This is a genomic window from Antarcticimicrobium sp. (assembly GCF_029212575.1).
Taxonomy (GTDB): Bacteria; Pseudomonadota; Alphaproteobacteria; order Rhodobacterales; family Rhodobacteraceae; genus Antarcticimicrobium.
Genome location: NZ_JARGPK010000019.1, coordinates 1 through 26,950, shown reverse-complemented (window position 1 = coordinate 26,950; position 26,950 = coordinate 1). Strand labels below are relative to the sequence as shown.

At 65.0% G+C, this 26,950-nt stretch carries 25 protein-coding genes; 16 read left to right on the top strand and 9 right to left on the bottom strand.

Annotation, left to right across the window (positions count from 1 at the left end; genetic code table 11):
• Window positions 1–74: 74 nt before the first annotated feature.
• Window positions 75–644 (bottom strand): DUF882 domain-containing protein, encoded by a 570-nt coding sequence (locus P1U75_RS03230; RefSeq protein WP_300239738.1) that lies wholly within the window; start codon window positions 642–644, stop codon window positions 75–77.
• Window positions 645–1,000: 356 nt separating this feature from the next.
• Between P1U75_RS03230 and P1U75_RS03225 the strand changes: the two genes are divergently transcribed.
• From P1U75_RS03225 to P1U75_RS03210, 4 genes are read left to right on the top strand one after another with little or no spacing between them, the layout of a single operon-like run.
• Window positions 1,001–2,608, top strand: coding sequence for a L,D-transpeptidase family protein (locus P1U75_RS03225; protein WP_300239735.1), 1,608 nt, complete (start codon window positions 1,001–1,003; stop codon window positions 2,606–2,608).
• A 33-nt stretch (window positions 2,609–2,641) separates the two neighbouring features.
• Complete coding sequence (gene lpxD, locus P1U75_RS03220; protein ID WP_300239733.1) at window positions 2,642–3,733, top strand: UDP-3-O-(3-hydroxymyristoyl)glucosamine N-acyltransferase; 1,092 nt, start codon at window positions 2,642–2,644, stop codon at window positions 3,731–3,733.
• Window positions 3,734–3,766: 33 nt separating this feature from the next.
• On the top strand, window positions 3,767–4,024 hold the full coding sequence (locus P1U75_RS03215) for an acyl carrier protein (RefSeq protein WP_300239731.1): 258 nt from the start codon (window positions 3,767–3,769) through the stop codon (window positions 4,022–4,024).
• Between the two features lie 24 nt (window positions 4,025–4,048).
• Window positions 4,049–5,257 carry a beta-ketoacyl-[acyl-carrier-protein] synthase family protein gene (locus tag P1U75_RS03210; protein ID WP_300239728.1) on the top strand — a complete coding sequence of 403 codons (1,209 nt, stop codon included), beginning with the start codon at window positions 4,049–4,051 and terminating at the stop codon, window positions 5,255–5,257.
• A 53-nt stretch (window positions 5,258–5,310) separates the two neighbouring features.
• Here P1U75_RS03210 and P1U75_RS03205 read toward each other — a convergent pair whose 3' ends face one another.
• Window positions 5,311–5,907, bottom strand: a complete 597-nt coding sequence (locus P1U75_RS03205) for an invasion associated locus B family protein (RefSeq protein ID WP_300239725.1) — start codon at window positions 5,905–5,907, stop codon at window positions 5,311–5,313.
• Between the two features lie 451 nt (window positions 5,908–6,358).
• Here P1U75_RS03205 and P1U75_RS03200 point away from each other — a divergent pair, with 451 nt between their 5' ends.
• Window positions 6,359–7,906 (top strand): helicase HerA-like domain-containing protein, encoded by a 1,548-nt coding sequence (locus tag P1U75_RS03200; RefSeq protein ID WP_300239923.1) that lies wholly within the window; start codon window positions 6,359–6,361, stop codon window positions 7,904–7,906.
• A gap of 84 nt (window positions 7,907–7,990) precedes the next feature.
• Here P1U75_RS03200 and P1U75_RS03195 read toward each other — a convergent pair whose 3' ends face one another.
• The 5 genes from P1U75_RS03195 to P1U75_RS03175 all read right to left on the bottom strand — a co-directional run bounded on the left by P1U75_RS03195 (window position 7,991) and on the right by P1U75_RS03175 (window position 13,314).
• Complete coding sequence (locus tag P1U75_RS03195; RefSeq protein WP_300239723.1) at window positions 7,991–9,295, bottom strand: branched-chain amino acid ABC transporter permease; 1,305 nt, start codon at window positions 9,293–9,295, stop codon at window positions 7,991–7,993.
• The gene (locus P1U75_RS03190) at window positions 9,292–10,302 is read right to left on the bottom strand and encodes a branched-chain amino acid ABC transporter permease (protein WP_300239721.1); all 1,011 of its coding nucleotides are present in this window, start codon (window positions 10,300–10,302) and stop codon (window positions 9,292–9,294) included. The genes P1U75_RS03195 and P1U75_RS03190 overlap by 4 nt, the downstream gene beginning before the upstream one ends.
• A 3-nt stretch (window positions 10,303–10,305) precedes the next feature.
• A complete protein-coding gene (locus tag P1U75_RS03185) occupies window positions 10,306–11,127 on the bottom strand; it encodes an ABC transporter ATP-binding protein (RefSeq protein WP_300239718.1) in 822 nt (273 codons plus the stop codon).
• A 100-nt stretch (window positions 11,128–11,227) separates the two neighbouring features.
• Window positions 11,228–12,010, bottom strand: coding sequence for an ABC transporter ATP-binding protein (locus P1U75_RS03180; protein WP_300239715.1), 783 nt, complete (start codon window positions 12,008–12,010; stop codon window positions 11,228–11,230).
• A 104-nt stretch (window positions 12,011–12,114) separates the two neighbouring features.
• Window positions 12,115–13,314, bottom strand: a complete 1,200-nt coding sequence (locus tag P1U75_RS03175; RefSeq protein ID WP_300239712.1) for an ABC transporter substrate-binding protein — start codon at window positions 13,312–13,314, stop codon at window positions 12,115–12,117.
• Window positions 13,315–13,499: 185 nt separating this feature from the next.
• Here P1U75_RS03175 and P1U75_RS03170 point away from each other — a divergent pair, with 185 nt between their 5' ends.
• Window positions 13,500–14,600: a PQQ-dependent sugar dehydrogenase gene (locus tag P1U75_RS03170; protein WP_300239709.1), complete on the top strand. Its 1,101-nt coding sequence runs from the start codon at window positions 13,500–13,502 to the stop codon at window positions 14,598–14,600.
• Between the two features lie 72 nt (window positions 14,601–14,672).
• Here P1U75_RS03170 and P1U75_RS03165 read toward each other — a convergent pair whose 3' ends face one another.
• Entirely contained in the window at window positions 14,673–15,677 is a 1,005-nt protein-coding gene (locus tag P1U75_RS03165) for a GlxA family transcriptional regulator (RefSeq protein ID WP_300239706.1), read from the bottom strand.
• A 166-nt stretch (window positions 15,678–15,843) separates the two neighbouring features.
• Here P1U75_RS03165 and P1U75_RS03160 point away from each other — a divergent pair, with 166 nt between their 5' ends.
• Window positions 15,844–17,214, top strand: a complete 1,371-nt coding sequence (locus P1U75_RS03160) for a class II 3-deoxy-7-phosphoheptulonate synthase (protein WP_300239704.1) — start codon at window positions 15,844–15,846, stop codon at window positions 17,212–17,214.
• A gap of 58 nt (window positions 17,215–17,272) precedes the next feature.
• On the opposite strand, the gene P1U75_RS03155 is transcribed toward P1U75_RS03160, so the two are convergent.
• Entirely contained in the window at window positions 17,273–17,983 is a 711-nt protein-coding gene (locus P1U75_RS03155) for a PAS domain-containing protein (RefSeq protein WP_300239702.1), read from the bottom strand.
• 245 nt (window positions 17,984–18,228) lie between these two features.
• On the opposite strand from P1U75_RS03155, the gene P1U75_RS03150 reads away from it, so the two are divergent.
• The 9 genes from P1U75_RS03150 to P1U75_RS03110 form a co-directional block, all read left to right on the top strand.
• Window positions 18,229–19,119 carry a YicC/YloC family endoribonuclease gene (locus P1U75_RS03150; protein ID WP_300239700.1) on the top strand — a complete coding sequence of 297 codons (891 nt, stop codon included), beginning with the start codon at window positions 18,229–18,231 and terminating at the stop codon, window positions 19,117–19,119.
• Between the two features lie 18 nt (window positions 19,120–19,137).
• Entirely contained in the window at window positions 19,138–19,791 is a 654-nt protein-coding gene (gene gmk / locus P1U75_RS03145) for a guanylate kinase (RefSeq protein ID WP_300239698.1), read from the top strand.
• Complete coding sequence (locus tag P1U75_RS03140) at window positions 19,788–20,315, top strand: gamma carbonic anhydrase family protein (protein ID WP_300239695.1); 528 nt, start codon at window positions 19,788–19,790, stop codon at window positions 20,313–20,315. Before gmk ends, P1U75_RS03140 begins: the two co-directional genes overlap by 4 nt.
• A complete protein-coding gene (locus P1U75_RS03135; protein WP_300239693.1) occupies window positions 20,312–21,499 on the top strand; it encodes an aminotransferase class I/II-fold pyridoxal phosphate-dependent enzyme in 1,188 nt (395 codons plus the stop codon). The genes P1U75_RS03140 and P1U75_RS03135 overlap by 4 nt, the downstream gene beginning before the upstream one ends.
• A gap of 53 nt (window positions 21,500–21,552) precedes the next feature.
• Window positions 21,553–22,608, top strand: coding sequence for an ATP-binding protein (locus P1U75_RS03130; RefSeq protein ID WP_300239921.1), 1,056 nt, complete (start codon window positions 21,553–21,555; stop codon window positions 22,606–22,608).
• Window positions 22,609–22,811: 203 nt separating this feature from the next.
• Window positions 22,812–23,855, top strand: coding sequence for a PstS family phosphate ABC transporter substrate-binding protein (locus P1U75_RS03125; RefSeq protein ID WP_300239691.1), 1,044 nt, complete (start codon window positions 22,812–22,814; stop codon window positions 23,853–23,855).
• A gap of 70 nt (window positions 23,856–23,925) precedes the next feature.
• A complete protein-coding gene (pstC, locus tag P1U75_RS03120) occupies window positions 23,926–25,302 on the top strand; it encodes a phosphate ABC transporter permease subunit PstC (RefSeq protein WP_300239688.1) in 1,377 nt (458 codons plus the stop codon).
• Window positions 25,303–25,312: 10 nt separating this feature from the next.
• Entirely contained in the window at window positions 25,313–26,614 is a 1,302-nt protein-coding gene (gene pstA, locus P1U75_RS03115; protein ID WP_300239686.1) for a phosphate ABC transporter permease PstA, read from the top strand.
• Window positions 26,615–26,633: 19 nt separating this feature from the next.
• On the top strand, window positions 26,634–26,950 hold a 317-nt coding region (locus tag P1U75_RS03110), incomplete at its 3' end, for an ATP-binding cassette domain-containing protein (RefSeq protein ID WP_300239684.1).

Genomic DNA, 26,950 nt, shown 5'->3' with positions numbered 1-26,950 from the left:
GAAAAAGCCCCCGCGAAGAGGCGGGGGCCGGACCGGGACCGGATCTGAATGGCCGCTGGGCGCGCGCGGCGCGATCAGCCGCCCCAGCTGCGGACCACGCCGCAATCCATATGTACGAAGTTCGAGCGCGAGTAGCGGCCCACGCCGCCGGCGTGGCAGGCCAGCGCCGCCTGGGCCATCTGGTTCACGCTGCGCGAGGCCAGTCGCAGATCGGCCGCCTGTCCCTTCATATGCAGCGAGTTCTTGGCCACCCCGCGCGACCGGCTGCGCAGCATGGCGTTGGTCTGCGGGCTGCGATAGCCCGACAGCAGCATGTAGGGCTCATGCACGTCGAGAAGGTTGTGCGAGGCCGCCATGATGTCCAGCGTGCGCAGATCGATCGACTTGATCTGATCGGTGCGCCAGTCGCGCATGAAGTAATGGATCTCCTTGACCGCGTCCTTGATGTAGTCGCCGTCGATCCAGTAGATCATGTCGATCCGTTCGCCAGTGCGGCCGGAATACATCCGCAGCCGGCGAATGTCGCCGCCTCCGCGAAGAAAGCCCGCTGCGTTCGAATATGTGGGAGCCGCTGCCAGAGCGGTTGCCGCGAAAGCGCCCAAGAGAGAGCGCCGGGTTAGACCCGATCCGTTCGTATCTGCCATTGGTTTGCGTTGTCCCGTACGCTTGTCGTCCTGCCTATGCGTGATGTTACACGCGCGATTTTCGTCCATCCCCAGATGCCAACTGCATGCCACAGGACGAATCGCCTGCCAAGCACGGATTGTTTCAAGGCTGTCATAGGGGGAATTTTCGGCAAAATTCTGCGCAAATCCTTTGTTTGTCCCGTGGTATCGTCGCTTCGCCGCCGCGAAATCCGGCAAACGATGCATCGAAACCTCACCGCCGGACGGGAACGGCACCTGAAGGAATTGTGAATGGACATTGCACATCGGCGCGAAAACACTCAAAATACACTGATTAATCAGAGATTTTTCCGAGCTGCTCAGGAATGCCCAAAATGATATCGACCATCCGGTTTTCACTCCATGTCCCGCTGCTGGCGGCAGCCTGCGTACTTGGGCTTTCGCTGGCCTCTCCAGCGCGGGCCCAGGTCACCGCGTTCAAGCAATCCGTGGCCGAGGCTGCCTCGGCCGACGATGCCGTTGCCGCCTTTTATCGGGAGCGTGACTATCAACCGCTCTGGACCGCCGAGGGCGAACCGGCCCGCGCCCAGCGGGCGGCGTTGCTGGACGTGCTGTCCGGAGCCTCCGTGCACGGGCTGCCAGAGGCGCGCTACGGGGTCGCGCAACTGAAGGCGCAGATGGCCGCGGTGCGTACAACCCGCGATCTGGCCCGGGTCGAGGTCGCGCTGAGCCGGGCCTTCGTGACCTATGCCAAGGATGTGCAGACCGGGCTGCTGACGCCCTCGAAGATTGACGACGACATCAAACGCGAGGTGCCGCTGCACGACCGCAAGGGGTACCTGACCGAGTTTTCCGAAACCGCGCCACTGGCCTATCTGCGCGCGCTGCCGCCGGTGACGGCCGAGTACCGCGCGCTGATGAAGGAGAAGCTGCGCTACGAGCGGCTGATCGCACGGGGTGGTTGGGGACCCACCGTGCCGGGTGGCAAGATCGAGCCGGGCGACCAGGGCGCCGCGGTGATCGCGCTGCGCAACCGGCTGGTGGCGATGGGATACCTGGACCGCAGCGCCACGCGCACCTTTGATCGGGCGATGGAAGAGGCGGTGCGCCGGTTCCAGCTTGCTCATGGTCTGGAGGCCGACGGCGTGGCCGGCGACGGCACCCTGAGCGAGATCAACAAGCCCGCGGCGGAGCGGCTGAAGTCGATCGTGGTGGCGATGGAACGCGAACGCTGGCTGAACCACGAGCGCGGCGACCGCCACATCCTGGTGAACCAGACCGATTTTACCGCCAAGATCATCGACCACGGGCGGGTGACGTTCAAGACCCGCTCGGTGGTGGGCATGAACGTGCATGACCGGCGCAGCCCCGAGTTCTCGGACGAGATGGAGCACATGATCATCAACCCGAGCTGGCATGTGCCACGCTCGATCATCGTCAAGGAATACCTGCCGGCACTACGCAACAACCCCGGGGCCGCCGGCCATCTGATCATCACCGACAGCCGCGGGCGCCGGGTGAACCGGGCCAATGCCGATTTCTCTCAATACAGCTCGCAGTCGTTCCCCTTCGACATGCGTCAGCCGCCGGGGACCCGCAACGCGCTGGGCCTGGTGAAGTTCATGTTCCCCAACCGCTACAACATCTACCTGCACGACACGCCGCAAAAGCACCTGTTCAAGCGCGAGGTGCGGGCCTTTTCGCATGGCTGCATCCGCCTGGCCGATCCGTTCGATTTCGCCTATGCGCTGCTGGCAGCGCAATCGGACGATCCGCGCGGTCTGTTCCATTCGATCCTGAAGACCGGGCGTGAAACCAAGGTCGAACTGGAGCAGCACGTGCCGGTGCATATCATCTACCGCACCGCGTTCACCAGCGACCGCGGCCGGGCCGAGTTTCGCCGCGATGTCTATGGCCGGGACGCCAAGATCTGGAGCGCGCTGCAGCAGGCGGGGGTGGCCCTGGGATCGGTTCAGGGGTAAGCACTGGGTCCAAACCGTTTGGCAGGACCCACAATGAGCTACACCATCGAAGAAATCGCGCACGCCCTGGGTCTTGAGGCCCGGGGCGAGCTGTCATTGACGATCCGCCGCGCCGCTGAACCGGGCACCGCGGGCCCCGATGACCTCGCCCTCGCGATGGCGCCGAAATACGCCGAGGACATGGGCAAGGGGCGGGCCCGCGCGGCGATGCTGTGGGACGGGGCCGACTGGCAGGCGATGGGGTTGGCGGCCGCGATCCTTGCGCCGCGCCCGCGCATGGCGATGTCGGGGCTGACCGGGATGATGGATCCGGGGCAGGGCTTTGGCACCGGCATCCATCCCACGGCGGTGATCGACCCAGGCGCAGAGATCGGCATCGGCGTCAGTGTCGGGCCGCTGGCCATCATCGGCGCCGGGGCAAAGATCGGTGCAGGTTCGGTGATCGGGCCGCATTGCTACGTCGGCACCGATGTCGAACTGGGGGAAAACGCCGTCCTGCGCGAGATGGTCAGCATCGGCGCAAGGGTGAAGATCGGCGCAAGGTTCATTGCCCAGCCGGGCGCGCGGATCGGCTCGGACGGGTTCTCCTTCGTCACGCCGGAGGTGTCGGGCGCCGAGAACGTGCGCAAGACCATGGGCGATCAGGGCGACGCCAAGGCGCAGAGCTGGCTGCGCATCCATTCTCTGGGGTCTGTGCGCATCGGCGACGATGTCGAGGTGGGGGCGAATGCCACGATCGATTCCGGCACCATACGTCCCACCGAGATCGGCGACGGCTGCAAGCTGGATAACCTCGTGCACGTCGGTCACAATGTGCGCACCGGGCGCGATTGCCTTTTCGCCGGACAGACCGGTATTTCCGGCTCGGTCGAGATCGGCAACAACGTTGTCCTCGGTGGCCAGACCGGCGTGGTCGACAACATCTTCATCGGCGACGGGGTGATCGCCGCCGGCGGCACCAAGATCCTGTCCAACGTGCCGGCCGGGCGCGTTATTATGGGGTATCCGGGCGTCAAGATGGATGCCCAGACCGAGATCTACAAGGCGCAGCGCCGCCTGCCGCGCCTCATGCGGGATGTCGCGGCCTTGAAAAAGGCTGTTTCCAAATTTGGTTCGAGCGAGTAAATCACCTCAGGAACATCAGATCAGAGAGCGCCAATGAGCATTCGCGACAAGGTCATCGCCATCATCGCCGAGCAGGCCGTGCTGGAGCCCTCCGACGTGACGGCGGACAGCACGCTCGAGAGCCTGGGCATCGATAGTCTGGGCCTGGTCGAAAGCATCTTTGCCATCGAAGAGGAGTTCGACATCACGATCCCCTTCAATGCCAACGAACCCACGCAAAGCGACTTCGACATCACCAATGTCGGCGCGATCATCACCGGGATCGAAAAGCTGGTTGCCGAAAAATCCTGATGCAACCAGAGCAGGCCTGACCACATGAAACGCGTTGTCATCACCGGGGCCGGCACCATCAACGCCCTGGGCCAGTCGGTCCCCGAAACTCTGGAGGCCATGCGCGAGGGGCGCTGCGGCATCGGCCCGCTGGAATTCCGCGATGTGGAGCGGCTGGCGATCCAGATCGGCGGCCAGGTGCGCGGGTTCGAGACCGAAGGCCGTTTCAACCGCCAGCAGATGACGCTTTACGATCGGTTCACCCAGTTCACCCTGGCCGCGGCCGAAGAGGCGATCACCCAGGCGGGGATGGAGTTTCACGGCGATCTTTCCGCGCGCGCGGGCGTGGTTCTGGGCACCGCCGGGGGCGGCGTTTCGACCTGGGACGATAACTATCGCTCGGTCTACGAGGATGGCAAGAACCGGGTGCATCCCTTTGTCGTGCCAAAGCTGATGAACAATGCGGCAGCCAGCCACGTGTCGATGAAATACAATCTCAAGGGGCCGAGCTTTACCGTCTCGACCGCCTGTGCCTCGTCGAACCATGCCATGTCGCTGGCGTTCCAACTGGTGCGGTCCGGCGCCGCGCCTGCAATGATCACCGGCGGATCGGAATCGATGCTGTGTTTCGGCGGGGTCAAGGCCTGGGAGGGGTTGCGGGTGATGTCCAAGGACGCCTGCCGCCCGTTCAGCGCCAACCGAAACGGCATGGTCCAGGGCGAGGGCGCCGGGGTTTTCGTTTTCGAGGAATACGAGCACGCCCGCAAACGCGGCGCCGAGATCCTGTGCGAGGTGGTGGGTTTTGCCATGACCTCGGATGCCTCCGACATCGTGATGCCATCGAAACAGGGCGCGGCGCGGGCGATGGCCGGCGCGCTGGCCGATGCCCGCATCAGCCCTGACGAGGTCGGCTATATCAACGCCCATGGCACCGGCACCTTGGCCAACGACAAGACCGAATGCGCGGCGGTGGCCGACGTGTTCGGGCCGCATGCGGACGACCTGATGATTTCCTCGACCAAGTCGATGCACGGCCACCTGATCGGCGGCACCGGCGCGGTCGAACTGCTGGCCTGCATCATGGCGCTGCGCGACGGGGTGATCGCCCCCACCATCGGTTACGAGGAACCGGACCCGGAATGCGCGCTCGACGTGGTGCCGAACGACGCGCGCGAGGCCCGGGTCGAGGTCGCCTTGTCGAACGCCTTTGCCTTCGGCGGGCTCAACGCCGTGCTGGCGCTGCGGCGGGTCTGAAACGCAAACCGCCGGGCACGGGCCCGGCGGCATCCTTGGCGGTTCGGTCCGGATTACTTGTCGCTGACCACATCCACCTTGTCGAAACCGGCGGTGAACCCGCTCAGTGACAGGTTCAGCGTCACCAGTTGATCCGGGGCCGGCGCCGGCACCAGCGACAACGTCGCTGTCTTGCCGCGCTTGAAGGCGGCGATATCTTCCTCGGTCAGACCGATCTGCGCGACACAGCCGTAGGGGTTGCAGAAGGAATAGCTATAGCGCTTGCCCGGGGCGTTATCGACCGAAAGGGTCAACTGTGCCGGCAACAGGGTCTCAAGCGGAACGATGATGGTTGCACCGGCGACCGCCTGGCCCTGGCCCTCGATCCGGAACAGCGAGAATTCGGCCATCGGGTTGCCCTTGTCGTCGTTCAGAATCTGCAGCAGCGAGCAGGGGTCGGATTCGCCCTCGGTCTTGATGCAGGCCAGATCCCAATCGCCGACCTTTTCCTTGGAATACCGCGATCCGAGTTGCGGGTTCGCATCGGCCGGCTGCCCCAGGTCCAGCAACTGGTCGGAGGCGGGCTTTTCACTGTCGGTGTCCTGCGCCGTCGCGGGGACGACCAGGGCCGTCAGTGCGATCACGGAGAGAGAGGTCAGGGTCTTGAACATTTGTAATCCCATTATCCATGGTGGCTGGTTGCGGCCGCTTTAACACGGAGCCGGACAAGTGTCAGCGGCCTTTGACCGCAACGCGCGGAAATGTTCCGATTGTCGCCCGCAAAAAAGGGGGCTGAAACAGCCCCCTTTTCCGCAATGCGTTTTCTCCCCGTCGGACCGGCCGACTTAGTTTTATAACGTGACGTTACGAAAGGGGCGCAGCCCGGTCAACAGCAAAGGCAACTTCCCTGCCCAAAGGCCCGGATCAGGTTGGCGTCTGCCCCTATTTTGGTCACCCGCGGAAAAAGGACCGCGCCCCTTCGGGCGCGGCCAGTCCAACAGGGAGGAAAGATCGCCCTGCGCCGCGTTGCCGCGCAGGCCGGAACACAGTATTCGGGTAAGGCGTTAATATTCTATGGTCGGCGATTGCCGACGCGGGGCGAGGCATCGGATGATGAGCGATCTGGACGGCAAGATCTTTCTGGGCGGCGGCGGGGTCGAATATGCCTCCCGGCAGGGGCTGGCGCTGAAATATGCCAATCGGCACGGTCTGATCGCCGGGGCCACGGGCACCGGCAAGACCGTTACGCTGCAAATCCTGGCCGAGGGATTCTCGGCCGCCGGGGTGCCGGTGGTCCTATCGGACGTGAAGGGCGATCTGTCGGGGCTGGCGAAATCCGGGTCACCCGGATTCAAGCTGCACCAGGCGTTCCAGTCGCGCGCGGAGAAGATCGGCTTCGGCGATTACACCTATGGCGCCTTCCCGGTCACCTTCTGGGACATCTTCGGCGACCAGGGCCACCCGCTGCGCACCACCGTGGCCGAGATGGGGCCGCTGCTGCTGGCGCGGCTGCTGGAACTGACCGACGCGCAGGAGGGCATTCTCAACATCGCCTTCCGGCTGTCCGACGAAGAGGGGCTGCCGCTGCTGGATCTCAAGGATCTGCAGGCGCTGCTGACCTGGATCGGTGAGAATCGCGCCACGCTGTCGCTGCGCTATGGCAACGTCTCCATCGCCTCGGTCGGGGCGATCCAGCGCCGCCTGCTGGTGATCGAGAACCAGGGCGCGGACAAGCTGTTCGGTGAACCGGCGCTGGAGCTGTCGGACCTGATGCGCACCGATGACCTGGGGCAGGGAAGGATCAATATCCTCGCCGCCGACAAGCTGATGGCGGCGCCCGGCCTTTATGCCACCTGCCTGCTCTGGCTGCTCAGCGAATTGTTCGAGGAACTGCCCGAGGTGGGCGACCCGGACAAACCCAAGCTGGTGTTCTTTTTCGACGAGGCGCATCTGCTGTTCGACGACTCACCCAAGGCGCTGGTCGACAAGGTCGAGCAGGTGGCCCGCCTGATCCGGTCCAAGGGGGTCGGCGTCTATTTCGTCACCCAGCACCCGGCGGACATCCCCGAGGATATCCTCGGCCAGCTCGGCAACCGGGTGCAGCACGCGCTGCGCGCCTTCACCGCGCGCGACCGCAAGAACCTGCGCCTGGCCGCCGAGACTTACCGCGAGAATCCGCGCTTCGACACCGAGGCGGCGATCCGCGAGGTCGGCGTCGGCGAGGCTGTCACCTCGATGCTCGAGGCAAAGGGCGCACCGGGGATCGTCGAGCGGACGCTGATCCGCCCGCCGTCGTCGCAGCTCGGCCCGATCACGGCCGCCGAACGGGCCTCGGTCCAGGCAACCTCGGATCTGTCCGGGAAATACGACGCCGCGCTGGACCGCCGCTCGGCCTATGAGATCCTCGCCCAGCGGGCCGAGGCCGCCGCAGGAGAGGCCGCCGAGGCCGAAGCGCAGGCCGAGGCGGCGCCGGACCCGGTCGCGCGGGAGTTCAACACCGCCCGCCGCTTTTCCGGCAGTCGGGTGGGCCGGTCCACCGCACAGCCGCAACGCCGGCAGAAGGACAGTTTCGGCTCGGCCCTCTCCGAGGCGGTGATCAAGGAGCTGAAGGGCACCACCGGCCGCCGCATCGTGCGCGGCATCCTCGGCGGGCTGTTCCGGGGGCGCTGACCGGCCGGGCCGCGTCTTTCCGGTGCGGCGATGCCCGCCGGACGCATCGCGGGGCGGCCGGACCAGGCCGCACCGCCGCGCGGGTCACTTTTCCGGGATCAGCCCCCTTGGACTGAACCGCAACACCAGCAGCAGCAGCAGCCCCATGGTGAGCAGGCGCATATGCGCGGCGCTGCCCAGAAGATGGCTGCGCAGGGCGCTGTCTTCGGCCATGCCCGAGGTGATGACGTCCATCAGGAACTGCCCGATCGGTTCGACTTGTACCCAGAGCAGCCAGATCAGGAACCCGCCCAGCACCGCGCCGAAGTTGTTGCCGGACCCGCCGACGATGACCATCACCCAGATCAGAAAGGTAAAGCGCAAAGGCTGGTAGGTGCCCGGCGTCAGCTGACCGTCAAGCGTGGTCATCATCGCCCCCGCGATGCCGCAGATCGCCGAGCCCAGAACAAAGACCTGAAGATGCCTGCGGGTCACGTCCTTGCCCATCGCCTCCGCCGCGACCTCGCTATCGCGGATGGCGCGCATCATCCGGCCCCAGGGGGATTTCAGCGCCATTTGCGCCATCCACAGCAGGATGACGAGAACCACCAGGAACAGCGCCGAATAGCCAACCTTGACGTAGAGTGTCGAGGCGGTGACCGGGTCGAAACCGAGACCGATCGCGGAGTCGACGAAGCCGGGATCGTTCTGCAGGTCGATCTCGTAAGGGACCGGGCGGGACAGGCCGACCACGTTCTTGACCCCGCGCGCCAGCCAGTCCTCGTTCTTCATCACCGCGATGATGATCTCGGCAATGCCCAGGGTGGCAATGGCCAGGTAGTCCGACCGCAGCCCCAGCGCCGTCTTGCCGATCAGCCAGGCGGCACCGGCGGCCAGCAGCCCGCCCGCAGGCCAGGCCAGCAGCACCGGCAACCCCAACCCGCCGAGAAAGCCGGTGCCGGCCGGGTTGACCTTTTCCACCGCTTCCACGCCGGGATCGAACACCCCGCGATAGACAAAGAAGCCGCCGATCAGGATCGCCAGCGTCGCGATCGCCCGGGCGCGGCCCCTGGGCATCCTCGTGTTGACCAGAACTGCGGCCACCACGGTCGCCGCGCCCAGCAACAGCCCCAGCAGGACGCGCGTGCCGCCCGCGGCCCAGGCCTCGCCCACCGGATCGGCCGAGACCAGCACGACCGCCAGACCGCCAAGCGCCACGAAGCCCATGACGCCGACGTTGAACAGCCCGGCAAAGCCCCATTGCAGGTTTACCCCGATCGCCATGATCGCCGAGATCAGCCCCATGTTCAGGATCAACAACGCCGAGTTCCAGCTTTGCATGAACCCGGTCAGCAGGATCAGCCCGCCGACGAGGGCGAACAGCACGGTGTTTTTCACGGCGGCGCTCATACCGATTTCCCCCTGAAGAGGCCCGTGGGCCGGAACAGCAGTACGATCAACAGGATGACGAAGCTGACCGCGAACTTGTAGTCGGTGCTCAGAAGCTGGACCAGCCCGTCGGGTTCAAGCCCCTCGGGCATCAGGTAGCCCAGCACCTTTTTCCACGCGTAGGTGATGGTCACCTCGGAAAAGGCGATGACGAAACCTCCGGCGATGGCGCCCAGCGGGCTGCCCAACCCGCCGACGATGGCCGAGGCGAAGATCGGCAGCAGCAGTTGGAAGTAGACGAAGGGCTTGAACGACTTGTCGAGCCCGTAAAGCGTGCCCGCCACGGTGGCCAAGGCCGCCACGATCAACCAGGTGTACATCACCACGCGCTCGGGATTGATCCCCGAGAGCAGCGCCAGATCCTCGTTGTCGGAATAGGCGCGCATCGACTTGCCGGTGCGGGTGCGGTTCAGGAACCAGAACAAAAGCGCCACCGCGATCACCGCGACGATCACGGTAATGCCCTGCGTGCTCTTGATCGCGAGCCCCTCGCGCAGCCCGGTCATCTCCTTGAAATCGCGGGCCGAGATGATGAAGCGTTCGCCGTCGGCGAACCTCTGTTCATCGGGGCCGATGATGAAGCGGACCAGCCCGTTGAGGATGAACATCACCCCCATCGACACGATCACCAGGATCACCGGCTTGGCCTTTTGCGCACGATAGAAACGATAGACCACCCGGTCGGTGACCAGCAAAAGCGCCATGCAGCCCAGGATTCCCAACGGCAGGGCAAGAAGCGCGGTGGGCAGCGGTCCGAAACTGATCCCCATCGACTGGAACCACCAGGTGACCAGGACCACCACCATTGTGCCAAACGCCATGGTATCGCCATGGGCGAAGTTGGAGAACCGCAGGATGCCGTAGATCAGCGTGACCCCCAGCGCCCCGAGCGCGAGTTGCGAGCCATAGGCGATGGCCGGGACCAGGACGAAGTTGGACAGCGCCACGATGGCGTTCAGGAAATCCATGTCTCAGCCCCCCAGGAAGGATTTGCGCACTTCGGGATCGGCCAGCAGTTCCTTGCCGGTTCCGGCATAGGCATTGCTCCCCTGCACCAGAACATACCCCTTGTCGGCGATCTCTAGCGCCTGCCGCGCGTTCTGCTCGACCATCAGGATCGGGATACCGGTGCGGCTGACCTCGATGATGCGGTCGAAAAGCTCGTCCATCACGATCGGGCTGACGCCGGCGGTGGGTTCGTCGAGCATCAGCACCTTGGGCTGGGTCATCAGCGCCCGGCCCACGGCGACCTGCTGGCGCTGCCCGCCCGAAAGCTCGCCTGCGGCCTGGTTGCGCTTGTCCTTCAGGATCGGGAACAGGTCGTAGATTTGCGCCATCGTCTCGCGGAAATCGTCGCGGCGGATAAAGGCCCCCATCTCGAGGTTTTCTTCGACCGTCAGCGAGGTGAAGATATTGTTGGTCTGCGGCACGAAGCCCATGCCCCTGACCACCCGGTCCTGCGGCGAAAGGGCGGTGATATCCTCTCCGTCCAGCCGCACCGATCCCTGGCGCAGGTCGAGCATGCCGAACACCGCCTTCATCGCGGTCGACTTGCCGGCGCCGTTGGGGCCAACGATCACCGCGATCTCGCCCGGGTTCACGGCGATGGTGCAATCGTGCAGGATATCGGGGCCCTTGCCGTATCCGCCGGTCATGCTGTCGCCGATCAGAAAGGCGCTTGCGGTCTCCATTACCTGGCCGGTGCCGGGACGCGCGCTCAGCTCTCCACGCCCCTTCGGGTTGGTGATGCTGGCGTCCTTGTTGCCGCGGTCGTCGTAATTCCCGCTGCTCATCCGCGTTCCCTGCGGTTTTGGTGTGCTGTCATTTGCTTCCCCATCGGAACGATCTGTCACGTTCTCTTTTCGGCCTATTTTGCCCGGTACGACCCGCGTTTCAGGCGCTGACCTTTTCCTTGTTCTTGAGACCGGTGCCGAGATAGGCCTCGATCACATGTTCGTTGGCCTTGATCTCGGCCAGCGTCCCCTCGGCCAGCACCTTGCCCTCGGCCATGCAGATCACCGGGTCGCAGAGGCGTTCGATGAAATCCATGTCGTGTTCGATTACCACGAAGGTATAGCCGCGTTCCTTGTTCAGCCGGATGATGGCGTCGCCGATGGTGTTCAGCAGGGTGCGGTTCACCCCGGCGCCGACCTCGTCGAGAAAGACGATGCGCGCGTCCACCATCATGGTGCGGCCCAGTTCCAGCAACTTTTTCTGCCCGCCCGAGACCTGGCCCGCCTTGTGGTCGGCCAGATGTTCGATGGTCAGGAACTCCAGCACCTCGTCCGCCCGGGCGGCCAGCGCGCGCTCTTCTTCGGCGATGCGCTTGCGGCCGAACCACGTGTTCCACAGGGTCTCGCCCGATTGCGCACCCGGAACCACCATCAGGTTCTCGCGGCAGCTCATCGAGGAGAACTCATGCGCGATCTGGAAGGTCCGCAACAGCCCCTTGTGAAACAGGTCATGCGGCGGCAGGCCGGTGATGTCCTCGCCCGCCATGGTGACCCGACCCGAGGTCGGCGGCAGCACACCGGCAATGACGTTGAACAGCGTGGTCTTTCCGGCCCCGTTCGGGCCAATCAGCCCGGTGATGGACCCCTCCGCGATTTCCAGCGATGCCCCGTCGACCGCATGGAACCCGCCGAAATGTTTATGGACGTCTTCGACGACGATCATGTAACCCCCTGGCCGCATTTTTTTCTGGCTGCGGCATTTGTCATTGGAACAGCCCGGATGCAAGAGCACCCGGGCTGATCTTGGTCAGATGTCCAATCGGTCGATCAACGGAACTTGACGGTGACTTCCTCACCGTCCTTGTAGGTGATCTGACGGTAGTTGCCGGCGCTTTCGCCCGGGCCGATCAGTTCCACCGCGGTCGCGCCGACATAGTCGATGTCGCCGCCACCGGCCAGGATTTCGATCGCCTTGGCCAGCTCACCCGGGAAGATCTGCTCACCCGGCGCGTTGGCCACATCCATCACCTTGTCCTTGTAGACCTGCGGATCGGTCGATCCGGCGGCCTGCATCGCCAGCATGATCAGCGCGGCGGCGTCATAGCTTTCCTTGGCAAAGGGGCCGGTGGGGTTGAAGGCATCGCCGGCCATCTTTTCAAAGTTCGCGGCACCCGGGCTGTCGGTGCCCGGCACCTGGCCCATGGAACCGTCGATCTCGCCCTTGAACTTGGCGGTCAGGGTGTCCGAGACCATGCCGTCGACGAACTGGAAGGTATCGAAGGCGCCGGTGTCGAGGGCTGCGCGCACGATGCCCGAGCCGCCGCCATCTACATAGCCGGCCACAACCAGACGTTCGCCGCCTGCCGATGCCAGCGCGCCAACCTCGGCCGAATAGTCGGCTTTCTGGTCTTCATGCGCGGCGCTGAGGGTCACGGTGCCGCCAGCGGCCTCAAAAGCCGCCTGAAAGCTATCGGCCAACCCCTTGCCATAGTCGTTGTTGACGTAGGAGACGGCCACTTCCTTGACGCCCTCTTCCATCAGGATCTCGGTCATCACCACGCCCTGACGCGCATCGGACGGCGCGGTGCGGAAGAACAGACCGTTGTCCTCGTTGTTCTGGTGGCTCAGCGCCGGCGAGGTTGCCGAGGGCGAGATCATCACCATGCCGTTAGGCACCGCGACGTTCGACAGGATTGCGCCGGTCACGCCCGAGCAGTCTGCGCCCATGATGCCCTTGACACCGTCTGAGGTGATCAGGCGCTCGGCAGCGGCCGAGGCGGCGGCGGCGTCGATACAGGTCGAGTCGGCACGTACCGGCGTCACCATCATGCCGTCCAGCAGCGTGCCGGCTTCGTTTACCTCGGTCATCGCCAGCTCGGCGCCCGCCGCCATGTCCGGCGTGATCGATTCCAGCGGGCCGGTGAAGCCCAGGATCACGCCGATCTTGACTTCCTTGCTGTGGCTTGCCGCGAAGGCTGACCCCGCCATCAGGGCGGTGGCCGCAGTGGCCATGAGCAGTTTTTTCATGTCTATACTCCCAAGTTGGAACAATGTGTTCTGAAGCGAGCCTAGCAATCTGCGGCAAAAAGAAAAGCGCTAACGTTAAAGGATTGTCACCCGGCCTGTTTTCCCGCGAACGCGGGTTTCCCCGGCCGGCGGCCGCCTTAAGTTTCCCTATGACCCTTGATGTCGGGGGCCAAAGGGGAATGACCATGCGCCTGCTGTTCTACGTCCTGATCTGCCTGCTCACCGGCGCCGGCGCGCAGGCCGAAACGCTTGAAACCTCCACCGGGCCGGTCCGGGCGGAGCTTGTGCTTTCCGGCCTCGATGCGCCCTGGGCGATCGCCTTTCTGCCCGGAGGCGGCTACCTGGTAACCGAGCGCGGCGGCGCGTTGCTGCATGTGCGGAACGGGACCGCGCGCCGGGTCAGCGGCGTGCCGAGGGTCGCGGCGGTCGGGCAGGGCGGGCTGCTCGACGTTATGGTGCCGCGCGATTTTGCCACCAGCCGCGCGGTCTTCCTGAGTTTTTCACGCTCCGAGCCGGGCGGCGGGGCGGGCACGGCGGTTGCGGTCGGGCGGCTGGATGTCGGGGGCGGGGCGCTGCGCGACGTCCGCACGATCTTCACCGCCGCACCGGGCAGCCGTGGCGGACGGCATTTCGGCTCCCGCATCGTCGAGGCGGCGGACGACACGCTCTTCGTCACCCTGGGCGAGCGCGGCGACCGGCCCTCGGCGCAGGACCGGGGCAATCACAACGGCAGCGTCCTGCGGATCAACCGCGACGGCACGGTGCCGGGTGACAACCCCTTTGTCGGCGCGGCCGGCGTGCAATCGGAGATCTGGTCCTATGGCCACCGCAATCCGCAGGGCGCGGTGGTGGATGGCCAGGGCCGGCTCTGGGTGGTCGAGCACGGCGCGCGCGGCGGGGACGAGGTGAACCGGATCCGGCGCGGCGCCAACTACGGCTGGCCGGTGATCGCCTATGGGCGGCACTACTCGGGCGAGAAAATCGGCGAGGGCAGCGCGAAACCCGGGATGGAACAGCCGATGTTTTTCTGGGATCCCTCGATCGCGCCCTCCGATGTGATGATCTATTCCGGGCGGCTCTGGCCCGAGTGGCGCGGCGATTTCTTCGTCGGATCACTCAAGTTCGACATGATCAGCCGGCTGGAGGGCAATCCGCTGCGCGAGGTCGAGCGGATTTCGGGGAAGGCGACGGACCGGGTGCGCGATGTGGCCGAGGCTCCGGACGGGTCGATCTGGGTGGTTTCCGAGGGGCAGGGGGCGATCTATCGGCTGACGCCCGCACGCTGACGCACCGGTGTCAGGCGATTTCAAATCGGGGAGTTTCGGGGGTGTTTCGTACGATCGGCCCGGGCGCCGATGTCAGATCGACAGACGCGCCGCCTGCGCCCCGCGTTCGCGGTAGGGCGTGGTGTTGTAATGCGCCCGGTAGCATTTCGAGAAATGCGACGGCGAGGCAAAGCCGCAGGCCAGCGCCACGTTGATCACGCTCATGTCGGTCTGCATCAGCAGGTTGCGCGCCTTTTGCAGCCTGAGTTCCATGTAATAGCGTTTCGGCGAGCGGTTGAGGTAGCGCCGGAACAGCCGCTCGAGCTGGCGGGTCGACATGCCCACGTCGCGCGCCAGGATCGAGGGGCTGATCGGTTCCTCGATATTGGATTCCATCATCTGGATCACCTGGCTCAGCTTGGGGTGGCGCACGCCGATCCGGGTCGGCACCGACAGGCGCTGGGTGTCCTGATCGGTGCGGATCGAGGAATAGATCAACTGGTCGGCGACGGCGTTGGCCAGGTCCTCGCCCAGGTCGTTGGCGATCAGTTTCAGCATCAGGTCGATCGACGAGGTGCCGCCGGCGGTGGTGATCCGGTTGCCGTCGATCACGAAGACCGACTTGGTCAGGTGCACCTCGTCGAATTCCTCGGTGAAACTGTCGGCGTTCTCCCAGTGGATCGTCGCCTTCTTGCCGTCGAGCAGCCCGGCCTTGGCCAGCGTGTATCCGGCGGTGCATAGTCCGCCCATCACCAGCCCCTTGCGGGCCTCGCGCCGCAGCCAGGACAGCACCTTCTTGGTGGTGGATTTCTGCACCTCGATGCCGCCGCAGACCAGCACGGTGTCGTCGCGCTGCAACTCGCCGAGATCGCCGTCGAGCTTGAAGGTGGTGCCGGCCGAACAGGTGCTCTCCTCGCCGCCCTCGCCGATCAGGCGCCAGTCATAGATCTGGGTGCCCGCCATCCGGTTGGCGATCCGCAGGCTTTCCAGCGCCGAGGCAAAGGACAACAGGGTGAAATTGTCCAGCAGCACAAAGACGAAACGGCGCGGCCGTCCCGCCTGGCGATCCTGGCCGACAACGTCGCGTTGCTCTGTCATAGTGGCGTTCCCGAACCGTTTGCGCGTCGAATCCCCAGCCGGGGCGGAGGTGATCCACAGCTTGCTCAGACGTTATTTGCGGCGTCAAGTGCCGCAAAAGGGATATGGCCTCTGGTCCCTGCCTTTTGTATAACGTCCCCCTGATACGCCAAGCGGAGAAAAAGCAATGACCGAGTGGACCAGATCGGACTGGCGCGCCAAGCCGCGCGTGCAGATGCCCGATTACACCGACGCCGCGGCCCTGGGCGCGGTCGAGGCCCAGCTTGCGAAATATCCGCCGCTGGTTTTTGCCGGCGAGTCGCGTCGCCTGAAACAGCAATTGGGGGCGGCATCGCGCGGCGAGGCGTTCCTGCTGCAGGGCGGCGATTGCGCCGAGAGCTTCGAGCAATTCAGCGCCGATGCGATCCGCGACACTTTCAAGGTGATGCTGCAGATGGCGATGGTGCTGACCTATGGCGCCAAGGTGCCGGTGATCAAGGTGGGCCGCATGGCCGGCCAGTTCGCCAAGCCGCGCAGCGCGCCGACCGAGGTGGTCGAGGGGGTCGAACTGCCCAGCTATCGCGGCGACATCGTCAATGACCTGGCGTTTACGCCGGAGGCGCGGATTCCCGATCCGGCGCGGATGTTGCAGGCCTATACCCAGGCCGCCGCCACGCTGAACCTGCTGCGCGCCTTTTCCACCGGCGGCTATGCCGACGTGAACCAGGTGCATAGCTGGACGCTGAGCTTTACCGAGGGCGAGAAATCCGAGCGCTATCGCGAGATGGCCAGCCGAATCACCGATACGCTGGACTTCATGAAGGCCGCAGGGGTCAAGAACGACACCGCGCACACGCTGCAGACCGTGGATTTCTACACCAGCCACGAGGCGCTGCTGCTGGAGTACGAGGAGGCGCTGACGCGGCTCGACTCGACCTCCGGCAAATGGCTGGCGGGCTCCGGCCACCTGATCTGGATCGGCGATCGCACGCGCCAGCCGGACGGCGCGCATGTGGAGTTCTGCCGCGGGGTGCTGAACCCGATCGGGCTGAAATGCGGTCCGACGATGACCGCCGAAGACCTCAAGCAGTTGATGGACAAGCTGAACCCCGACAATGAGGCCGGGCGGCTGACGCTGATCGCGCGGTTCGGCGCCGGCGGCGTGGGCGAGCATCTGCCGCGCCTGATCAAGACCGTGCGCGAAGAGGGCGCCAACGTGACCTGGGTCTGCGACCCGATGCACGGCAACACGATCAAATCCTCGACCGGCTACAAGACGCGGCCCTTTGATTCGGTGCTGCGCGAGGTGCGCGAATTCTTTGCCGTGCATGCGGCGGAGGGCACGGTGCCCGGCGGGGTGCATTTCGAGATGACCGGCCAGGACGTGACCGAATGCACCGGCGGCGTGCGCGCGGTGAGCGAGGCGAACCTGTCGGACCGCTATCACACTGCCTGCGATCCGCGGCTGAACGCCAGCCAGTCGCTCGAACTGGCCTTTCTGGTGGCCGAGGAGCTGAGCGCATTGCGGAGCGAACGGGTCGCCCGCGCCGTCGGCTGATCCGGAAGGTCAGGCCAGAGAAGGTCAGGCCGGAGTCGGGGCAGAAACCAGGGCCGGGCTATTTCACCAGCCGCAGATAGGGCGGTTGGGTGAGAGGGGCCGGTCCGGGTTCGGCAAATCCCGGTTCGACAATTCCCGGTTCGTCCTGGCGGTCGGGCTCTGCCGGCAGGGCCGGGGCTGACACGGCGGCGCCGCGCGCCACCGGCCGCAGCAGCTTGTTGGAAATGTCGAACCGCACCGGCGGATGCACCCTGTCGGTGTCGGCCACCATCACACCCAGCGCGCGGGCCACGTCGCCCGCCTCGGTGGCCAGCGGCAGCAGCAGCATCCGCCCCTCGATCAGCGGACCCTCAGCCGACGCAGGCCGGTCCAGCCGCAATTCGGCAATGGAGGGGCCGGAAAACACCCGTTGCAGGATCGCCCCGGCATCGGCCCGGAAATCGTAGCCGAACAGCGCGGTGAAGGGGGTGCCGCGCAGGTCCATTCCGGCCAGATGGTTGAGATGCTCACCAGCCAGGCGGAAACGGGCGGTGCGCCGTCCGATGCGTTGCAGGATGAAGCAGTGGCCGAGGATGTTGCTGATCGCGCGCGGGTCGATCTGGCTGCGAAGCGGCACCGTGCCGGTGTCGCCGTCGGGGTCACCGAGCGCCAGCCAATAGGCCTCGGCCTGGCGCAGCGGCGACAGGCTGCGGCCGCTGCGGAAGCGATCGAGAACGACGATCTTGTCGTCGCCGTGATCCCCGGTCGGGGGAAGACCTGTCCGCCGCATCTTTGCCGTCCTCTCCACTCGCCGTCACTACCCGCCACGGGGCGTTTCCAGATTCGCCGACCAAGCGGCCAGCGTGGTTACTTCGCCGTTAACTTGCCACAATTCCGCTCAATTTTGGAGCTTTTCCTTAATAGGTGGTTAATCACCCCGACCCGCCGACCTCTGCCGTAGGGCTTGCCCTGCCTGCCGCATTGCCATTACTTGCCGTGAAAACCGAACGAATGCGGACTCGGGGGACGCGGCGCATGATCAGATCGATGACGGGATTTGCCTCGGCCAAGGGCGAGCGTGGCGACTATTCCTGGGGCTGGGAGCTGCGCAGCGTTAATGCCAAGGGGCTGGATCTGCGGCTGCGGGTGCCGGACTGGCTGGAGGGGCTGGAGGCGGCGCTGCGCGGGGATCTGGCCAAGGCGGTTGCGCGCGGAAACGTCACCCTGTCGCTGCGGCTGATGCGCAGCGACGCGGCGGCGGGAGCGGCGGTGAACGAAGATGTGCTGGCCGCAGCACTCGACGCGCTGGCGCGGATCGAGGAAGAGGCGATGGCGCGGGGCGTGACGCTGGCGCCGTCCAAGGCCAGCGATCTGCTGGGCCTGCGCGGCATGATGGAGGCCGCCGCCGGCGACGAGGACACCGCCGCGCTGACCGCGCAGCTGCGGGCCGAGCTCAAACCCCTGATCGAGGATTTTCTCGCCATGCGCCGGGCCGAGGGCAGGGCGCTGGAGCAGCTGTTGCGCGGCCAGCTTGTGCAGGTGAGCGGGCTGGTCGAACGGGCCGCGGTGCTGGCCGAGGCGCGCAAACCCGCCGTGGCCGAGACCCTGCGCGGCAACCTGCGGCGCATTCTGGACAATGCCGAGGGTGCTGATCCCGACCGGGTGGCGCAGGAACTGGCGATGATGGCGGTCAAGGCCGATGTCACCGAGGAATTGGACCGGCTGCGCGCCCATGTCGGCGCGGCAGGCGAATTGCTGGACGCCGGCGGCGCGGTGGGCCGCAAGCTGGATTTCCTGATGCAGGAGTTCAACCGCGAGGCCAATACCCTATGTTCCAAGTCGCAGAACGCGGAACTGACCAAGGTGGGGCTGGAGCTCAAGGCGGTGATCGACCAGATGCGCGAGCAGGTCCAGAACGTCGAGTGATTTGAAAGGGAACATGACATGGCACAGGTCACGGCACAGCGACGCGGGCTGCTGATCATCCTGTCCTCGCCCTCGGGGGCAGGGAAATCGACGCTGGCCAAGCGGCTGCGCGACTGGGACCCGTCGATCCGGTTTTCGGTCTCGGCCACCACCCGCAAGCCGCGCCCGGGCGAGGTGGATGGCGAGGATTACTATTTCCTGACCGAGGACAGCTTCAAGCGCAAGGTGAACGAGGGCGAGATGCTGGAGCACGCGCATGTGTTCGGCAACTACTACGGCTCGCCCAAGACCCCTGTGCAGGAAGCGATCAATTCCGGGCAGGACGTGCTTTTTGACGTGGACTGGCAGGGCGAGGTGCAGATCCGCAATTCGGATCTGGCCCAGCACGCGCTGTCGATCTTCCTGCTGCCGCCCTCGATCCCGGAACTGCGCCGCCGTCTGATCGAACGGGGCACCGACAGCGAAGAGACCATCGGCGCCCGGATGGAGAAGAGCTGGGCGGAAATCAGTCACTGGGGCTATTACGATTTCGTGCTGATCAACGACGATCTGAATGCCACTGAAAAACGGTTGCGGACCATCATTTCGGCGACCCGCCTGCGTCGTACCCAGCAACCGAACCTTCTAGCGCATGTGCGCACATTGCAGGCCGAATTCGAGGAGCTTTCATGACCATTTACGCCCTGGGCGGGGACGCCCCGCAGATCCACGACGACACCTGGGTCGCCCCCGATGCCAACCTGATCGGCAAGGTGGTGATGGAGGCCGGATCCTCGGTCTGGTTCGGCTCCACCATCCGCGCCGATCACGAGGAGATCCGCATCGGTGAAGGCTCCAACGTGCAGGAGGATTGCGTCATGCATGTGGACCCGGGCTATCCGCTGACCATCGGCAAGGATTGCACCATCGGCCACAAGGTGATGCTGCACGGCTGCGAGATCGGCGACGGAACGCTGGTCGGGATGGGCGCCACCGTGCTGAACGGCGCGAAGATCGGCAGGAACTGTCTGATCGGGGCCGGTGCGCTGGTGACCGAGAACAAGGAGATTCCCGACAATTCGCTGGTGATGGGATCGCCGGGCAAGGTGGTGCGCGAGATCAGCGAAGATCACGCCCAACGCATGCGCAAGGGCGCGCTGCATTACCAGGACAACATGCGCAAGTTCCGCGACGAGATGAAGGCCGTGAAAAAATGAAGAACTCCAAAGGCTCGCTGGTCCGCCCCGATCCGCTTCCCGAGAGCGTGAGCCGGCCAGTCGTCACGCCGCTGAGCCCCTCGGTTGTCTATGCCAGCGAAAGTCCCGATGAGCTGGATGCGCAATACGAGGGCCGCGTGCACGGTTATACCTATTCGCGCGAGGGGCATCCCAACGCCGATGTGGTGGCCAGGCGGCTGGACGCGATGGAGGGGGCCGAGGGCGGTGTGGTGACCGGCTCGGGCATGGCGGCGGTTACCGCCGTTCTGATGGGGCTGCTGAACGCGGGCGATCACGCGATCGGCGGCAACCAGCTCTATGGTCGGTCGCTGAGGCTGATGAAGGAGGACCTGCCGCGCATGGGCATCACCACCACGCTCGCCGATCCCGGTGACGTGGCGGCCGTCGCGGCGGCGATCCGGCCCGAGACGCGGATGGTGCTGGTCGAGGTGGTGTCGAACCCGACGCTGCGGGTGGCCGATCTGGACGGGCTGGCGACGCTGTGCAAGGCGCGCGGCGTGCTGCTGGCGGTGGACAACACCTTTACCACGCCGAAATCGATCCGCCCGTTCGATCACGGCGCCGATATCGTGATCCATTCGGTGACCAAGCTGCTGTCGGGCCATTCCGACGTGATGCTGGGCTATGCGGTGGCGCGCGATCCCGAACTGACCGAGAAAATGCGCGTCTTTGCGGTGACCACGGGCCTCACGCCCAGCCCGTTCGATTGCTGGCTGGCCGAGCGCGGGATGCTGACCTTCGATCTGCGCTTTGACCGGGCGCAGGCGACGGCGGTGGCGCTGGCCGATCACCTGGCCGGGTTGCCGGGGGTCAAACGCGTGATCTATCCGCTGCGGCACGATCACCCGGATCATGACCGAGCCGCGGTCCTGCTGGGGGGGCAGGGCTGCAACATGGTCAGTTTCGAGCTGGAGGGCGGACGGGCGGCGGCAAATGCGTTTGCGCGCGGCGCCGAGGGGCTGAGCTTTGCCCCGACGCTGGGAGACGTGGGCACCACGCTGTCTCATCCGGCGTCCTCGTCGCACCGGGGAATGACCGCGCAGGAGCGCGCTGCGCAGGGGCTGACGGAGGGGTTCTTCCGGGTCTCGGTCGGGCTGGAAGAGCCAGATGCGCTGCTTCAGGTCTTTTCCGAGGCTGTGACGGCAGCAACTGCCGTATCCTAGTTACATGAATGGAGCAGGGTGAAGACCTGGAAAAGGGCGCGAAGGCAGCGGGGATGACGGCAGTGCAGGGCGACGTGAACGCAGAGTTCCTTGCGGCGGTACCGCTGCCGGCGCTGATGGTGGATCAGACCGAACGTATCATCGCGGCCAATCCCGAGGCGCTGACCCTGCTTGGCCAGCAGATCACCGGGCGCCATTTCGCCACCATCCTGCGCCAGCCCACCGTGATGGACGCCATCGAGGCGGGGTTGCGCGACAAGCGCCCGCACCAGGCGCGGATGCAGTCCAGCGACGGGGCGCAGGACATCTCGTACGAGGTGATCTGCCGCTATGTGAACGGCATCGGCGCGGTGCAGGGCGGGGCGGTTCTGGTCAGTTTCCAGGATGTCACCCATCTGGAGCAGGCGGTGCAGATGCGGCGCGATTTCGTCGCCAATGTCAGCCACGAGTTGCGCACACCGCTGACCGCGCTGATGGGGTTCATCGAGACCCTGCGCGGCCCGGCGCGCGAGGATGCGGCGGCGCGCGACCGGTTTCTGAAGATCATGGAGGGCGAGGCCGGGCGGATGAACCGGCTGGTGGGCGACCTGTTGTCGCTCAACCGTGTGGAAAGCGAGGAACGGGTCCGGCCCAAGGAACAGCTGGACCTGACCGGGATGCTGCGCGAGACGCTCAATTCGCTGCGTCCGCTGGCCGATGGCGCCAGCGTCCAACTCGACCTTACCGCGCCCGAGGAGCCGGTGATGGTGACCGGCGACGCCGACCAGTTGCGGCAGGTCTTTACCAACCTGATCGAGAACGCGATCAAATACGGCGGGTCGGGTGGACGCGTCGACGTCGTGGTCTCGGCCTCCGAGCGCGACCCGGCGGTGCGCGGCCCCGGCGCCCGGGTGCAGGTGATCGACAAGGGGCCGGGAATCGCCCCGGTGCATCTGCCGCGGCTGACCGAGAGATTCTATCGCGCCGACAGTCACCGGTCGCGCGAACTGGGGGGAACCGGGCTGGGGCTGGCGATCGTGAAACACATCATCAATCGCCATCGCGGCCGGTTGCGGGTGGAAAGCGAACTGGGGCAAGGCGCTGTTTTCACGGTCATTTTACCAAAATAGTCCGCGCCCTGGATTTGTCGGAGAAACCTAGACAAGGGAAACCCACTGTGCGGACAGGGCTTTTTCGGCGGTTAACCGCGTTTTTCCGTTCCGCTGTCATGTAACTGTTACACAGCTGTCACAAAAGCCTCACGCAGGCTCACTAGGAGGGGCGCAAGATCACCATGAGGGTGGTCGCTTTTACATATTCCAAGGAGACAAACATGTCCTTTGTCAAACTGACGGTTTCCGCCCTGGCCCTTGGCGCCGTTTCGGCCACGGCCGCCGCTGCCCGCGATGAAATCCGGATCGTCGGCTCGTCCACCGTTTTCCCCTACACGCAAGCGGTCGCCGAACAGTTCGCCAACAACACCGGCGCCCCGTCCCCGATCGTCGAATCGACCGGCACCGGCGGCGGCATGAAGATTTTCTGCGGTGGCATCGGCGAAGGTCATCCCGACATCACCGGCGCATCGCGCGCCATGAAGAAATCGGAATACAATCTGTGCCAAGAAAACGGCGTGACCGACATTTCCGAAGCGATGATCGGCTTTGACGGCCTGTCGATCGCCGTCTCGCGCAGCAACGACGCTGACTGGGACCTGTCGCTGGAGCAGGTGTTCCTGGCGCTTGGCGCCGAAGTGCCGGTCGATGGCAAGATGGTCGCCAACCCCTACATGAAGTGGTCGGACATCGACGCCAGCCTGCCCGCCACCGAGATCCTGGCCTACGGCCCGCCGCCGACCTCGGGCACCCGCGACGCCTTTGTCGAACTGGCGATGCACGAGGGCTGCAAGCACAACGCCTGGGTTCAGGAGCAGGGCCTGAACAAGGATAAGAAATGGGTCAAGGAAAACTGCTCGCGCATGCGTCAGGACGGCCCCTTTGTCGAAGCCGGCGAGAACGACAACCTGATCGTTCAGCGTCTCGAAGCTGACACCAATGCTGTCGGCATCTTCGGCTACTCGTTCCTGTACGAGAACTTGGACAAGCTGAAAGGCGTCAAGATCAATGGCGTCGAGCCCTCGACCGACACCATCGCCGACAAGTCCTATCCGGTGTCGCGCCCGCTGTTCTTCTACGTCAAGAACGCGCACCGCGGCGTGATCCCGAACCTCGACGCCTTCATCGAGGAATACATGTCGGATGACGCGCTGGAAGCCGGTGGCTACCTGTCCGAGCGTGGCCTGGTGGCCCTGTCGGAGGACCGCCGCGCCGATCTTCAGGACGCGGTCCTGAACGGCGCGTCGATGGCAGCGCCCAAATAAGCTGTAGCGAAGACCTCCACCCCGGGCCGCGGTTTCGGCCCGGGGATCTATTTCTGGAAAGCGCCCGAACATGACAGCCATCCCCTTTCTCCTGCTGATCCTGGCAACGCTGGCCGGGTATGTGCTCAACCGCATGGCCGCCCGGACGATCCGGGACAATGGGGCCCGCCTGCATTCGATGACGTCCTACCACGGGCTGTACTCGGCCCTGATGGTGCTGGTCCCGGTCCTGACGATCATCCTGTTGTGGCTGGTTCTGGAAGGGTCGGTCATCGACCGCATGGTGATGTCCGGTCTGCCCGATGGCATGCTTGACGGGCAGGGGACCGGCGCGGTGCAGCTTGTTCTGGCCGAGATCAAGTCAATCTCGCGCGGCCAGATCTTCGGCACGCCGGAGGACTGGAAACTCGCCGCCGCAGAGAGATACAGCGCGCTCCGGGCCCAGGCCGACTGGTGGATGATTGCGGTTGTGGCGATTGTCGCCCTGGCCATCCTCGTTTTCGCGCGGTCGCGGGTTTCGGCCGAGTTCCGCGCGCGTCAGGGGGTCGAGCACATCGTTTCGGGGCTGATGATCTTCTGTTCGACGGTCGCCATTTTCACCACCATCGGTATCATTGTGTCGCTGTCCTTTGAGACGGTGCGGTTTCTCGACCGCGTCCCGCTGACCGAGTTCCTTTTCGGGCTGAACTGGGAACCGCAGATCCCGCTGCGCGAGGATCAGATCGCCGCCGAGGGTGCCTTCGGCTGGATCCCGGTGATCCTGGGCACGATCGTCATCACGGTGGTGGCGCTGCTGGTGGCGGTGCCGGTCGGGTTGTTCTCGGCGATCTACCTCAACGAATTCGCGCCCCGCAAACTGCGGGCCACGATCAAGCCGGTTCTGGAAATCCTCGCCGGCGTGCCCACGGTCGTCTACGGCTTTTTCGCCATTCTGGTCGTCGCCCCGGCGATCCGCTCTTTCGGGCAGTCGCTCGGTGTGGACGTGGCGCCCAATACCGCGCTCGCCGCCGGCGGCGTCATGGGCATCATGCTGGTTCCGTTCATCTCTTCCTTTGCCGACGACGCGCTTTCGGCGGTGCCGGGTGCGCTGCGGGACGCCGCGCTGGGGCTGGGCGCGACCCGCGCCGAGATGATGACGACGGTGCTGTTTCCCGCCGCGATCCCCGGCATCGTCGGCGGTGTGCTGCTGGCCGTCAGCCGCGCCATCGGCGAGACGATGATCGTGGTCATGGCCGCCGGCCTGATCGCGAAGATGACCATCAATCCGCTCGACAGCGTGACCACAGTCACGGTGCAGATCGTCACGCTCCTGATCGGAGACACGTCGTTCGACAACCCGAAGACGCTGGCCGCCTTCGCGCTCGGGATGATGCTGTTTCTTGTCACCCTTATGATCAACGTCTTCGCGCTGCGCATCGTGCGCAAGTACCGCGAAGCCTATGATTGAGGCCTCAGAGATGTCCGATATCACAAGCGCCCCGGGCGCCCCGACCCCGAAGAGCAGCACCGAGCTTGTCGCGGCCTCGCTCAAGCGCCGCCATCGAAAGGAGGCCCGGCTGAAATGGATCGGCCTCGGGGCCATCGGCGTGGCCTTTCTGATGCTGGCCATTCTGGTGGGATCGCTGGTCTCCTCCGGCTGGCAGGCCTTTACCCAGACCCATGTGACGCTGGAGGTTTTCGTCGATCCCGAAGAGATCCCCGAAGAGCGGCTGCCGCGCGGCGGTTTCGACGATGCGCTCGGCGCCTCGCTGGGCCGGATGCTCCCCGAAGCCGACATGAGCCAACGCGCGGTCAGAAAGTCGGTCGAGCGGATCCTGTCCAACGGCGCCCAGTTCAAGCTGCGCGACATGGTGGTGGCCGATCCCGCGCTGATCGGCAAGACCATCTCGATGCGGGTGCCGGTCTCCGACCCCTATGACCAGTTGAACAAGAATCTGATCGACCGGAACACGCCGGAACAGAACCGCCGGGTGAAGGACAACGAGATCGCGTTCTTCGACGCGCTCAAGGCGCAGGGGGCGATTTCAAAGCCCCTGAACTGGGCGTTGTTCACCAATGCGGACTCCCGGTTTCCGGAACTTGCGGGCCTCAAGGGGGCGTTGGCCGGGTCGTTCTGGGCGCTGCTGACCTGCTTTTTGATCTCGTTCCCGCTGGGGATCGGCGCGGCGATCTATCTCGAAGAGTTCGCGCCGAAGAACAAGCTGAGCGATTTCATCGAGGTGAACATCAACAACCTCGCCGCCGTGCCCTCTGTCGTGTTCGGTCTGCTGGCGCTGGCGGTCTTCATCGGGTGGTTCGGGCTGCCGCGCTCGGCGCCCTTCGTCGGCGGGCTGACACTGGCGCTGATGACCATGCCGACGATCATCATCGCCACCCGCGCGGCGCTGAAATCGGTGCCCCCCTCGATCCGCGAGGCCGCGCTTGGCCTCGGCGCCTCGAAACAGCAGGTGGTGTTCCAGCACGTCCTGCCGCTGGCGATGCCCGGCGTGCTGACCGGGACCATCATCGGCCTGGCGCAGGCCCTGGGGGAAACCGCGCCGCTGCTGCTGATCGGGATGAACGCCTTTATCACCTCGGCCCCGTCGAGCCCGTTTGACAGCGCAACCGCCCTGCCGACCCAGATCTTCATCTGGGCGGACAGCCCGGAACGCGGTTTCGTTTCGCGGACCTCGGCGGCGATCCTGATCCTGCTCGGCTTCCTGGTGGCGATGAATGCCGTCGCGATTTACCTGCGCCAGAAGTTCGAGAAAAAATGGTAAGAACCTGAGGACACCCAATATGTACGATACAGCCAGAACGGAGAGTGCCTTGGAGCAGACCGACATCAAGATTTCGGCACGCAACGTGCAGGTTTTTTACGGCGACACCCATGCCATCAAGGATGTGGATGTCGATATCGAGGACAAGACCGTGACCGCCTTTATCGGTCCGTCCGGCTGCGGCAAGTCCACCTTCCTGCGCTGCCTGAACCGAATGAACGACACCATCGACATCTGCCGGGTTCAGGGTGACATCCTGCTGGACGGCGAGGATATCTATGACCCCAAGGTCGACCCGGTACAGCTGCGCGCCAAGGTCGGCATGGTGTTCCAGAA